We start from the raw sequence: 12505 nt of genomic DNA on the forward strand, positions 1-12505 counted from the left end.
CATCGCGCTCAACACCCTGGACAACATGGGTGCCAACCCGGCGTTGCCCGTGCAGCAAGCCCCGCTGCAACAAACCACCACCACCCCGCAAGACGCGCAGGCCGCGCTCAGTCTGCCACAGCAGGCGCTGGCAATCGCCGCGCAAGTGGCCGCCGTGCAGACTCAGGTCGCGAACCGCCAGGCCACCCAGTCCGCGCCCCAGGCCGCCAGCTCGAGCAACGCCGCCCCTGTCCTGGGCGCCGCGCCGGCCGCCGCGCAAACCGCTACGACCTTGCCCGCGGCCGCACCGACGCTGCAGGACGCAGCCAGCCCCCTGGCCGAACCGGCCGTAGCCAGCACCGCGGCCGCGTTGTCGCAGCCGGCTACCCAGCCTGCCGCAGCGACGCAAACGCAGGCTCAGCCGCAGAACGTTCGCCTCGCCGCCGCCAGCAACAGCGTCAACCCCGTGGCCTCCGCCACGAAGCAGGCAGCCAATGCCGCCCACGCGGGCCCCGCGAAAACCGGCGACGATGCCGCCACCGCGGCCACTCAGCCCGCGCAGGTTCCGCTGGCAGTTGCAGCGCCTGTCGCCCCGACCGTGCCCCAGCACGCCGCCGCGGCCGCAGTCCAGGCCAACATCAATCTGGCCTCACTGTCATCGACTTCCCCGACGTCTGGCAGCCAATCGGGCGCGGGCACCACGCCCAGCCAGGTTCCGGCCGTGCTCAACCTGACCGCCACGCCGGTCGGTTCGGCCCAATGGAACACCGATCTTGGCCGCCAGATGGTCCTGCTCAGCAACAACGCCCAAACCGGCAACCAGACGGCCGAACTGCGGCTGGATCCGCCTAATCTTGGGCCCTTGCACGTCACGATCAACCTGAGCGACGGTGTCGCCAGCGCCGCGTTCGTCTCCGCCCATGCGGTTGTACGGCAGGCGCTGGAGTCCGCCATGCCGCAGTTGCAGACCGCTTTCGAGCAGGCCGGCCTGTCGCTGGGCCAGACCAGCGTCGGGGACCAAAACACGCAATCCTTCGAGCAACGGGCCTCCGGCGGTCAATCGGGCCGATCCGCCTCGGTGCAGACGGTCGACGGCAGCAACACCGTCGCGGCCGTGCTTCAAGTTTCCACCGTGCGCGACTCCAATGCCCTGGTCGATACCTTTGCCTGACAAAATGTGTCCCGTAATAGCCTGAGATACCCCGCTTTCGACCTGTTTATCGCGTGCCTTGGGGCCGCGGATTTCGGGCAGAATGCTTTCATCCATCCTTCCGTATCGGTTCAGTTCCTGCCCGTACCCATACGCACTTAAAACCCGATGGCCACAACACTCAAATCTCCTCCCAAACTGGCTGGCTCCTCCTCTGGTGGCCTGAGCCGCATCATCCGCCCGCTGATCTGGCTGCTGATCCTGCTCATCGTGGCTGCCTTGTGCATTACCGGCACCTGGTTCTACCTGCACTGGCAGTCCAGCCGCGAGCTCAACCCCCTGCAACAGGCAGTGGGCCAATCTTCGGGGCCCGCCAACGTCCAGTACACCAAACCTGCCCAGGTCCAGATTCCCGCGCCCATCTTCACCAAGCTCGACCCGTTCACGGTCATGCTCGAGAGCAAAGACTCGGAGCGCATGTTGTTCCTGGGCATCACACTGCGCCTGGGCGATCAGCAATCGAGCGAACGCATCGACAAATACATGCCCGAGGTTCGCAGCCGCATTCTGATGATCCTGTCCTCCCTGACGCCGCAAGACGTGCAGACGCCGGAAGGCAAGGCCAAGCTGGTCAAGGAAATCACGGCTGCCGTCAGCAAACCTTTCGCGCCTATCCCCGACGGGCAGAATGTTTCTGGCGTTCTCTTCACGGATTTCGTGGTGCAATAAGCATGGCCTATGAGGCTTTTCTTTCCCAGGATGAAGTCGATGCCTTGCTCGCCGGCGTTACCGGCGAGGAGCAGAGCGGTGCTCCGGCCGCCGACAACGAACCGCCGGGAACCCGCGCCTACGACCTGAGTTCGCCCGAACGCGTCGTGCGCCGGCGCATGCAGACGCTGGAGCTCATCAACGAACGCTTCGCGCGCCATCTGCGCACCGTCCTGCTGAACTTCATGCGCCGCAGCGCCGACATTACGGTCAGCTCCATCCGCATCCAGAAGTACTCCGATTTCGAACGCAACATCCCCGTTCCCAGCAACCTCAACATGGTGCTGCTGCGGCCGCTGCGCGGCACAGCCATGCTGTCCTACGACGCCAGTCTGGTGTTCCTGGTCATCGACAGCCTGTTCGGCGGCGACGGGCGCTACCACATGCGTGTGGAAGGGCGCGACTTCACCAGTACCGAACAGCGCATCATCCGGCGTCTGCTCAACCTCACGCTCGACAGCTACGGCCGGGCCTGGGAATCGGTCTATCCCATCGAATTCGAATACGTCCGCTCCGAGACGCATACCAAGTTCGCCAACATCACCGGCGGCAATGAAGTGGTGGTCATTTCTCACTTCCGCATCGAATTCGGTGCGCAGGGCGGCGACTTGAACATCTGCCTGCCCTACTCGATGATCGAGCCCATCCGCGACATCCTGACCCGCCCGATGCAGGAAACCGCGCTCGAGGAAGTCGATCAGCGCTGGACCCACCAGTTGACGCGCCAGGTGCGCAGCGCAGACATCGATCTGAACGCGGAGTTCGTCAGCATTCCCTCCAGCGTGCGCGAGTTGCTGGCCATGAAGGTTGGTGACGTATTGCCCATCGAAGTACCCGAGTCCATTGTCGTCAACGCCAACGGCGTACCGCTCCTGGAGTGCGGTTATGGTGTCTTCAATGGACAGTACGCCTTGCGCGTGCAAAACACGATTCAACACGACGATTCCGATATCAACGAGGCCTTAAAACATGGCTGATCAAAACGACCAGTCCGATAAACCCGGCGAGACCCCGCCGACCCCATCGGGCACCGACGACTGGGCCGAGGCTTTTGCCGAGCAGGCCGCAGGCACGCCTGCCCAGCCCGCCGCGTCCGCCGCCGACGACTGGTCCGCGGCTCTCGCCGAGCAGGCCCGCTCCGTACCTCCCACCCAGGCGGACGGACTGCGCGCGAGTTCCGAAGCCGCGCCCCAGCCCGCGGCTCCGGCTCCCCAATCCGCGGCGCAATCCGTATTCAAGCCGCTCGCCGGCGGCGAAGCCGCCGCCAGCGGCACCGACATCGACTTGATCATGGACGTCCCCGTCCAGCTCACGGTCGAGCTGGGCCGCACCCGTCTGACCATCAAGAACCTGCTCCAGCTGGGCCAGGGATCCATCGTCGAACTCGAAGCGCTGGCCGGTGAACCCATGGACATCTTCGTCAACGGCTACCTCATTGCCCAAGGCGAAGTCGTCGTGGTCGAAGAAAAATACGGCATCCGCCTGACCGACATCATCACGCCGTCCGAGCGCCTGAATCGGCTCAACAGCCGGCGTTGAGATGACGACTCTCGCGCCCATCGCATCCCTGGTTCCCGAGGAAGGTCTCGGCCTTCTGCAGGCAAGCGGGCAAGGGCTGGCATGATGCAAGACGCCATCCTGCGCACCACGCTGGGTTTGGTTCTGGTCGTGGCGGTGATCCTGGTCATGGCCTGGATGGCGCGGCGCAGCGGCTTTGCCGCCCGTCAAGGCGGCGGCGCTGGCTTGAAACTCATCTCCCGCTTGTCGCTGGGTCCGCGCCAGAATGTGCTGGTTGTCCAGACACAGGACACCTGGCTGGTGCTGGGCCAGACTGCCGCCGGCATCACCCTTCTGCATACCATGCCGGCGCAAGCGACACCCGACACGCCTGGACCTGCCGCCCGTTCCGATTTTTCCCAGGCATTGGCTGCGAAACTCGGCAAAGCGCTCAAGCGTCCCTGAGCCGCCATTCGCTCTCTTTCATCGCCATGCTGCCTGTTTTTTCACGCCCCGGTCTGACCGCTTTGCCGTTGAAACCGCGCCAGCATCCGGTCTGGCTTCGCTATGCTCTTCTGGCGCTGATCGGCCTGGCTCTCTTTCCCGGCACTACCCTAGCCCAGGCCACCCTGCCCGCCTTGACGACCACGCCCGGTCCCGGCGGCGTGCAGACATACTCGCTCAGCATGCAGACCCTGCTGCTGATGACCTCGCTGACGTTCCTGCCGGCGGCGCTGCTGATGATGACCAGCTTCACCCGCATCATCATCGTGCTGGGCTTTTTGCGCACGGCCATGGGCACGCAATCCACGCCACCCAATATGGTGTTGCTGGGCATGGCGCTGTTCCTGACTTTCTACACGATGTCGCCGGTGTTCAATACAATCTACACCGACGCGTACAAACCCCTGTCGAACAACACCATTTCCTTCGAGACAGCGGTGGACCGCGCCAGCGTGCCGCTGCGCGCCTTCATGCTGCATCAGACGCGCGAGACCGATCTGAAGCTGTTCGCCGACCTGGCCAAGACACCCGCACTCAACGATCCGAGCCAGACGCCCATGAGCATCCTGGTCCCGGCCTTCGTCACCAGCGAGCTCAAGACTGCTTTCCAGATCGGCTTCACCATCTTCATCCCCTTTCTTATCATCGACATGGTGGTGGCCAGCACTCTCATGGCACTGGGCATGATGATGGTGCCGCCTGCGTCGGTCTCTCTGCCTTTCAAGCTCATGCTTTTCGTGCTGGCCGACGGCTGGCACTTGCTGATGGGCTCGCTGGCCAAGAGCTTCTATCAATGAATTCGGGAAAAGAACCGCGATGACCGCCGAAACCGTCATGACGCTGGCCTACCAGGCCATGAAAGTCGCGCTGGCCATGGCCACCCCGCTCCTGCTCATCAGCCTGGTGGTGGGCCTGGTGATCAGCGTGTTCCAGGCCGCCACGCAGATCAACGAAATGACGCTGTCGTTCATTCCCAAACTGCTGGCCATCTGCGTGGGCCTGGTGGTGCTCGGTCCTTGGCTTCTCAGCCTGATGGTCGATTACCTGCGCCAGATCATCACCCAAATCCCCTCGCTGGTATCCTGACCCGACAGGCTATCGGGACGCGCCGCACGATTGCGCCATGATCTCCTTCACCATGGACCAGCTAAACGGCTGGATAGGCCATTTTCTCTGGCCCTTCATGCGCCTGACCGGGCTGATCCTCGTCGCGCCCGTGTTCTCTCACGGGGCCGTACCTAATCTGGTCAAGATCGGCCTGGCCTTTCTGCTGACGGTAGCCATTGCCCCGGCGATCGGCAACATCCCGCACATCGACATCAATTCCTGGGAGGCGCTGCTGGTAGCAGCGCAACAGACTGCGATCGGCCTGGCCATGGGTTTCGTCATGCAGATCATCTTCACCGCGGTGGAAATCGGCGGTGAGTTCATCGGCCTGCAAATGGGCCTGTCATTCGCTCAGATCTTCGATCCGGCCAACGGCGCCAACACCGCGGTGCTTTCGCAGTTCCTGAGCATCGTCACGACCATGCTGTTTCTGGTCTTCGATGGGCATCTCCTGATGCTGTCCGCGCTGGTCCACAGCTTCGATGTCCTGCCCATAGGCCTGGAGGTTCTGGACCGCAACGGCTGGGGCGTCGTCATCCAATGGGGCGCCGCTATTTTTTCATACGGCTTGCTGTTGTCCCTGCCGCTGATCTGCGCCCTGCTGGTCATGAACCTGGCCATGGGCATCCTGAACCGCGCCGCGCCACAGTTGACCGTATTCTCGATAGGTTTTCCGGTCACGCTGATATCCGGCATGCTGCTTCTGACCAGCGTGTTGCCGCACTCGGGGGCTTACTTCGAAGCCCTGTTCCAGCAGGGCTTCGAGACCTTGGACCACCTGATCTCGGGTTTGGCAGGTCATTAGAAACCGCGGCAAAAAAACGGGCGTGGCCCGTTTTTCGCTCATACTGCAGCGCCTGTCTCTATGCCGCCAGAATCGGACCGCCGCCATGCGGCAAAGACGATGCGGGCATGTCTATCACCTCGCCCGTGGCGAGCTTGAATATCGCGACGGCTTCAGCCAGCTTGCCGGACTGATCCTGCAAGGAACTGGCCGCGGCAGCGGCCTGCTCCACTAGCGCCGCGTTCTGCTGCGTCGTCTCGTCCATTTGCGTCACGGCGCGGTTGACCTGATCGATGCCGCGCGCCTGCTCTTCCGAAGCCGCCGAGATCTCGCCCATGATGTCGGTCACGCGTTTGACCGAGGCCACGATCTCCTGCATGGTCGCGCCGGCGCGCTCCACCTGGCCCGAACCCACGGTTACCTTGCCCACCGAGTCTTCGATCAGCAGCTTGATTTCCTTGGCCGCCTGCGCGCTGCGCTGGGCCAGGCTGCGCACTTCGCCCGCCACCACCGCGAAGCCCTTGCCCTGCTCGCCCGCGCGTGCCGCTTCCACCGCGGCGTTCAGCGCCAGGATGTTGGTCTGGAAGGCAATGCCGTCGATCACCGAAACGATCTCGGAAATCTTGTGCGAGCTGGTCGAAATAGCTTGCATGGTGCCGATCACTTCCGACACGGCCGTGCCGCCGCGCACCGCCACTTCCGAGGCGCTGGCGGCCAACTGGTTGGCCTGGCGCGCGTTCTCGGCATTCTGCTTCACGGTCGAAGCCAGCTCTTGCATCGACGCCGCGGTTTCTTCAAGCGAGGCCGCCTGTTGTTCGGTACGCGAAGAAAGATCGGTATTGCCCGAGGCGATTTCCTTCGAACCGGTGTCGATTTCTTCCACGCCGCGGCGCACCGACGCCACCGTGCGGATCAGGCTTTCCTGCATGCGCTTGAAGCCTGCGTACAAAACGGTGATTTCATTGCGTCCACGCACGGGAATCTTGCTCGTCAGATCGCCTTCGGCCACCTTGTTGAACAGTTGGCCGGCCGATACCAGAGGTTTGACCACCAGGCTGTTGAAAATCCCGCGGGCCAGCATGGCCAGGATCAGCGATAGCAATATCGCGACGCCCACGGCGATCAGTCCTTTGCGCAGTTCCATCGCCGACTGGTCTTTCAGCACCTGCTGCCGCTCTTCGATATAGTGGCTGAAATTGAGGATCGCCTGGATGAACGCGGCGCTACGCGGCGTGCCGTACTGATCGTTCACCATGTAGAACGTGGAGAAATCCTGCTTGCTCAAGGCGTCGGTCATCGTGTCCACGCCGTCGTCGATATAAGCACGGTAGCGGCGCATCAGATCCACCGAAAGCTGGTGCCCGGTATCGTCCTGCAGCATGTTCTTCTGGAATTCGCCGAAATGCTTGCGCACGCCGTCGAGCAAGGCCGTTGCCTCGCCCAAAGCCTTCTTGCCGGAGGCCGTGGAGTCGCCCGTACCGCCCCAGCCCGCTTCCTGCAAGTAGCGCGCCGCCACCATCAGTCCGACCCGCGCGCGCAGCATGTCGCTGTTGATGGTGGTCACCGTGCGCTCGCGCGCCATCAGATCGCCGATTTCTTGCACCGATTTGTAGTTCTGCTGCAAGTAATAGGCGCCCAGGCCTCCGACGCTCACTACCAGCAGCAAGAACAACGCCATGATAAAGAGCAGCAAGGTCCCCACGTGGATATTGCGCAAGCTCAGGCCCTGTGACGCGCCGCGCTGGGAGGAAGGTTTGACGCGAGGCTTCTTGTTGCTCTTGCTGTTTGACTCGGTAGTCACAACGGCTCCTTTTTCAATGTCGCGCGGTTCTTGATCCGCTATTTGCAAACTCATCCTTCATCGCGCGAAAAGCCTGTGCAGCCGAGTCGGATGACTATGAGATAAGAATTACTGTGCCGCAGCCGGCGTGGCCGGAGTGGGTAAGGCGTACATCTGCAGACTGCCCATGCCCGGCGGCGGTCCTGCTACGCCAGACCCCAGGTTCGGACTCGCGCCCATCGTCGCGTCATCGCCCCCGGTAGACACGGGTTGCGCTTGCGGCGCGGCAGGCTGGACCTCGGGCGCGGGTGGCGCGGGAGGCGGTACCCCTCCCGTCAGTTTCTGTTGAGCCGCGGGAGAAAGCAGCAGGTTGGTGCCGTCGATCAGACGGATGAAACGTCCATCCGGACCGAACAAAAGCATCGCTTCCTGAGTGGCATAAACACGGTCCACGAGCACGGTAACATGGAAGCGCCAAAACGCCATCGTCGTGCCGTCGCTTTGCGGATAGATCTTATCGGGCGGCGCGTTCAAGATATAGACGGCTTGCGCCATGGTGGTCTGTCCCGGCGTCAGATCCGCCAGCGCAGCGGAATTGAAACCGTGCCCGGTTGCGACGCAGCCCGCCAGAACCAGCAGCATCGCAACGGCAAGCGCCTTCAAGCCATGAATCATCGCACCACCTCGATACGCCACAAACACACTTAAAAAGATTCCCAATTGTCCGTGTCCGCGACAATCGTTTTGCGCGATGCACGAGGCGGATCCTGCGGCTTGGCGGCAGGCAGGCGCAGCGCAGCGATGTAGGCATCCCGGATCAACACGTTCTGCTGCACGCCCGCATTGTCCGGGGTACCGATGACCATCCCGTCCTGGCGCGCGCTGCACCGGCCGTAGCCTATCGCCACGACAGACAGCGCGACGAACGTCAGAACCACGGCCAGCAAGCCCGTGCGTATTTTCAAATTGGCGAACATCGATTTTTCGGGTTCCGGCAGCGCAGCACCTAGGTATTCGTTTAATCAGAAACGCCGGCCAAGAGGCCGGCGGCAGGTCGGAGTCGGTGCAGCCGGACAGGCTTAGCCATTCATGCTGAACAAATTGGCCTTCTGAACCACCGAGAACGATTGGATCGCCGCTTGCAGAGCAACCTGGCGCAACTCGAGGCTGCTGGTAGCGGAATACATGTCCACATCCAGCAAATTGCCCAGTTGCTGAGTATCGGACAGGCCCAGTTGGGTGCCGGTGTTGCCCAGCGCCTCGACCTCGTTCATGCGCGCGCCGATCGAAGTGATGACCGTCTGCACATTGTCGTAGTTCATCTGGATCTGCTTGTTGGCGGAAGCCAGCGCATTGGTGATCGCCGCCGAGCTGACCGGGTTGTTGTTCGACGGCACGCTCAGCGTATTGATCAGATTGGTCAAAGTCTGGAAGAGGTCCATGTTCGAACCCACCCCGTTCTTAGGCGTGTCCAGCGTAAAGGTATCGCCTGCTTGCGGCGCGCCCGTGACCGCGAACGAAACACCGCCACCCGGCATCGAAATTGTGGCGCCGCTGGTGTAGGCCTGCCAGGCAGTCGTCGTCGTCGGCCCATTGGGGTTGTTCGGATCGGTCATGCTGACCGTATAGCCCATCTGGCCTGCATTGGCGCCGGTGCCGGTGGCGAAGGTGACCGTGAAATCCTTGCCCACGTTGTTGCTCGACGTGGGAACGCTGACGGAGGCCGGAGCGAAGACACCGGTACCCGTGTTGCTGCTGCCGGCCTGGGTTATATAGGCTTGCGAGCCCGGCGAGACGCGATCGAAGACGTCCGTGCCCACGTCGCTACCGGCAACCTGCAGCGATTGCGAAACCTGGATGCTGCGCTGCCCCTGGTCGCCCAGATAGGTCACGGCGCCCGTCGACGAGTTCAATTGAAAGGGCTGGGTTGCGCCCTGATAGCCCGAAAATACATACTGGCCGTTGGTGTCGGTGGTGTTGGCCAAGGCGACGAGCTGGCTACGCAGGCTGGTCAGCGCGGTCACGATGGATTGGCGGCCAGTATCGCCCATCGTGGCATCGCCTGCCTGGACGACATTCTGCAGCACGCTCTGCATGGTCGTGGTGACCGAGTTCAGCGCGTTCTCTTCCGCTCCCAGCGAATTGGTGACTTGTTCCTGATTCGACGCAAAGGTGGAGTTCATCGTGGCGTCTTGCGACAACACGACCGCCTGGGCCGCGGCCAAGGGGTTGTCGGACGGCGTCTGCACCGCCAGGCCCGACGACAGTTGGCTCTGCACCTGCGTAAGCACCGACTGCTGGTTCAGGATGCCGTTCAGGGAATTCTGATAAAACTGCGAGGTGCTGATGCGTGTCACCATCATCGTGCTCCAATAAAAATCTGCTTATGCCGCTTGATTCGATCAACCATTGGCCACGCCCAGGATTGCGTCGAAAATCGTGCTCGCCACATCCAGAATCTTGGCGCTGGCCTGGTATTGCTGCTGGTATTGGGTCAGGTTCACATACTCTTCGTTCAAGTTCACGCCGGACACCGACGTCACCGCCGAAGTCTGCTGTGTGACCAGCGCGTTCTGCGCCGTCAACGACGAGTTCAACTGTTGCGTCTGCACGCCCACGTTGTTGACCAACTGCGCGTACAGGCCGTTCAGGCTCAAGGTACCGTTGCCCAGCACGAGGGATGTCTGCAGCTTGGCCATCGCCAGGCCGTTGTTGCCGTTGGCCGTGCCGCCGGCCGCGTCGGCCAAAGCCAGCTGGCTGGGGTTGGTCAGCGTCGAGGTCAGTTGGCCCGCCGCGTAACGCGTGGGTTGCAGTTCCCATTTGTCGCCAGCCGCCGGAGTCCCGCTGACCGAAACGCTCAAACCGTCGAAATTCAGATGGCCCTGCGCGTCCGGCGAGACGTTCGTCACCGTCCCGTCGGACTGGCGCGTCACCTGATAGCTGCTGCCGTCATAGGCAATGCTGTAATCGCTGGCCCGCAGTTGGTTGGGATCGACGTAGCTCGCCGACAGGGCCGCCGTGCTGGTGTTGTGCGTGTTGCCGATAGCAGGCACTTGCGACATGCCGTCCGGGTCTATCTGCCAGGAATCGCCGCTCGCGGCGTTGCCGCTGACATTGACGACCATGCCATGGAAGGTGATGTCGCCTTGGGCGTCCGGCGTGAACGTCGCGCCGCCGGTGGCATTGGCGACCGCGTTGCCACTGGGATCGGTCACCGTATAGGCAGTGCCGTTGTAGGTAACCTTGTAGTCGCCATTACCCACGGCATTGGCCGCCAAGGTCGGTGCGCTGGCAGTTGTCGAACTGGCCGTCAGCGCAGGATCGGTGCCCGAATTGGTCGCGGCGGGCGTTATAGACGAACCCGTGCCGCTGGATTGGAAAGTCCAGGAGTCGCCCGAGGTGACCGCGCCAGCGCCGGCCGTGACCTTGAAGCCGTCGAAAGCCAGCGTGGTCGTGCCGTCGCCGTTCACGGTAGTCGTCGCGGCCACCGCGCCGGACGGACCCGTCACGCTCCAGGTGCCGCCGCTATAGGCGATGTTGTAGCTGATGTTCTGCTGCCCGTTGGTCGCGGCGGCCGTGATCGTAGGCGTGGTCATGCCGAAAGGCTGCATGGTCCACGTATCGGGACTCGTGGCCGTGGCGCGCGGATCATTGCCGCCGGCCACGGTAACGCTGAAACCGTTGAAGTTCAGCACGGTCTGACCGCTGCCGTTGACTGTCGTGGCCACCGTCACTGCATTGCCGCTGGGGTCTTTCACCGAGTAGGCGGTGCCGTCATAGCTGATCGTGTATTGGCCGCTCTGCGCCGTCATGCTCAGCTTGGCCGAGCCGCTATTGGCGCCGGAGACAATATCGGACGAGCCCAGGCTGAAAATATTGGAGCCCGGTTTGCCGGTCAGATCCAGGCCCTGCTCCTGCTGGCCGTTCATCGTCATGGCCAGGCCGACGGCGAACTGCCCCAGTTGATCTTGTATGGAGTTGAGCTGCTGGCGGAAAGCCAGCAGGCCACCCACCGAGCCGCCGGTAACCTGACTGTCCTGCAGTTCCACCTGGGTCTGAGTGCCGTTGGGACCGGGAATGCTGTAGTACAGCGCCTTGGTCGCCGGGTCGGAAGACGACGTCGAGGCCGACAGTTTGTACTCGGTCGTGCCCGACAGCAACGGCTGGCCGCCGGCCAGAGAAATGCTGACGGTGTTGGTGTTGCTCTGCGTGTAGGTTTGTATGCCTATCAGTTGGCCCAGATCCGATATGGCTTGATCGCGTTCGTCGAGCAGGTCGTTGGGCGGCTGGCCTCCCGCCTGGCCGTATGCCGCCGCGATTTGCTGATTGAGCTGATTGATGGTGTCCAGGCTGCTGTTGATCTGCGTGACCATCGTGCCCATCTGCGTATTGATGCCCTGGCGCTGGTTCTGCATCTGCTGATTGACCAGGTTGATCTGCGCCACCAGGCTGCTGGTCTTGCCCACCATATCCTGGCGATTGGCCGAGTTGGACGGGGTGCTCGCAGCCGCGTTCAGGCTGGTGAAGAAGTTGGTCAGCGCCGGCTGAATGCCGGAAGTCAGGGTTGCCGAAGAGCTGGTCGTGCTCGTAGCCAACAGGCTGTCGATCTGCGAAAGCTGGGTGTACTGCGTGTTGTACTGCGAAGCCACACTTTGCGAGTTCATCAGCTGGGTAGACAGGAAGCTGTCGTACTGCCGCTGGATGGTGGTGACTTCCACTCCCATGCCGATATAGCCCGAGCCGGTGGGGCGAGCGCCGATCGTCTGCTGCAGCGCGACCTGGCGGTCGTAACCCTGGGTGGCCGAGTTATCGATATTGTGGCTGGTGACTTCCAGGCCGGTCTGGGCGGTATTCAGGCCGGAAAGTGACAGGCTGTACAGACTCATGCGATGCCTCGCGCGTGTAGACGCTATGGATGCCCTGGATTACGGCAGCC

At 62.4% G+C, this 12505-nt stretch carries 12 protein-coding genes and 2 pseudogenes; 8 read left to right on the forward strand and 6 right to left on the reverse strand.

What is annotated here, in order from left to right; all coding sequences use genetic code 11:
* From VF436_RS12955 to fliR, 8 genes are all read left to right on the forward strand, one after another.
* Positions 1-1150, forward strand: a 1150-nt coding sequence (locus tag VF436_RS12955) for a flagellar hook-length control protein FliK (protein WP_330904443.1), incomplete at its 5' end; no start/stop codon positions are given.
* Between the two features lie 147 nt (positions 1151-1297).
* Positions 1298-1858, forward strand: coding sequence for a flagellar basal body-associated protein FliL (gene fliL, locus VF436_RS12960; protein WP_330904444.1), 561 nt, complete (start codon positions 1298-1300; stop codon positions 1856-1858).
* Between the two features lie 2 nt (positions 1859-1860).
* Positions 1861-2874 carry a flagellar motor switch protein FliM gene (gene fliM, locus VF436_RS12965; RefSeq protein ID WP_330904445.1) on the forward strand — a complete coding sequence of 338 codons (1014 nt, stop codon included), beginning with the start codon at positions 1861-1863 and terminating at the stop codon, positions 2872-2874.
* Positions 2875-3061: 187 nt separating this feature from the next.
* Positions 3062-3436 carry a flagellar motor switch protein FliN gene (gene fliN, locus VF436_RS12970; protein WP_330904468.1) on the forward strand — a complete coding sequence of 125 codons (375 nt, stop codon included), beginning with the start codon at positions 3062-3064 and terminating at the stop codon, positions 3434-3436.
* A gap of 81 nt (positions 3437-3517) precedes the next feature.
* Positions 3518-3859 (forward strand): flagellar biosynthetic protein FliO, encoded by a 342-nt coding sequence (fliO, locus tag VF436_RS12975; protein WP_330904446.1) that lies wholly within the window; start codon positions 3518-3520, stop codon positions 3857-3859.
* Positions 3860-3885: 26 nt separating this feature from the next.
* The gene (gene fliP / locus VF436_RS12980; RefSeq protein ID WP_330904447.1) at positions 3886-4695 is read left to right on the forward strand and encodes a flagellar type III secretion system pore protein FliP; all 810 of its coding nucleotides are present in this window, start codon (positions 3886-3888) and stop codon (positions 4693-4695) included.
* A 19-nt stretch (positions 4696-4714) separates the two neighbouring features.
* Positions 4715-4984 (forward strand): flagellar biosynthesis protein FliQ, encoded by a 270-nt coding sequence (fliQ, locus tag VF436_RS12985; RefSeq protein ID WP_330904448.1) that lies wholly within the window; start codon positions 4715-4717, stop codon positions 4982-4984.
* A gap of 37 nt (positions 4985-5021) precedes the next feature.
* Positions 5022-5810, forward strand: a complete 789-nt coding sequence (gene fliR / locus VF436_RS12990; RefSeq protein ID WP_330904449.1) for a flagellar biosynthetic protein FliR — start codon at positions 5022-5024, stop codon at positions 5808-5810.
* A gap of 127 nt (positions 5811-5937) precedes the next feature.
* Here the strand turns inward: fliR and VF436_RS12995 are convergent.
* From VF436_RS12995 to flgK, 6 genes and pseudogenes are all read right to left on the reverse strand, one after another.
* Positions 5938-6882, reverse strand: a pseudogene (locus VF436_RS12995) (methyl-accepting chemotaxis protein); the annotation flags it as partial.
* Positions 6883-7041: 159 nt separating this feature from the next.
* Positions 7042-7644: pseudogene (locus VF436_RS13000) on the reverse strand (Tar ligand binding domain-containing protein); the annotation flags it as partial.
* A gap of 54 nt (positions 7645-7698) precedes the next feature.
* Complete coding sequence (locus VF436_RS13005; protein ID WP_330904450.1) at positions 7699-8244, reverse strand: hypothetical protein; 546 nt, start codon at positions 8242-8244, stop codon at positions 7699-7701.
* 29 nt (positions 8245-8273) lie between these two features.
* Positions 8274-8546 (reverse strand): hypothetical protein, encoded by a 273-nt coding sequence (locus VF436_RS13010; protein ID WP_330904451.1) that lies wholly within the window; start codon positions 8544-8546, stop codon positions 8274-8276.
* Between the two features lie 102 nt (positions 8547-8648).
* The gene (flgL, locus tag VF436_RS13015; RefSeq protein WP_330904452.1) at positions 8649-9932 is read right to left on the reverse strand and encodes a flagellar hook-associated protein FlgL; all 1284 of its coding nucleotides are present in this window, start codon (positions 9930-9932) and stop codon (positions 8649-8651) included.
* Between the two features lie 39 nt (positions 9933-9971).
* Complete coding sequence (gene flgK / locus VF436_RS13020) at positions 9972-12455, reverse strand: flagellar hook-associated protein FlgK (protein ID WP_330904453.1); 2484 nt, start codon at positions 12453-12455, stop codon at positions 9972-9974.
* Between the last annotated feature and the right edge of the window lie 50 nt (positions 12456-12505).

This window comes from Dyella sp. (assembly GCF_036384435.1).
GTDB lineage: Bacteria > Pseudomonadota > Gammaproteobacteria > Xanthomonadales > Rhodanobacteraceae > GSA-30.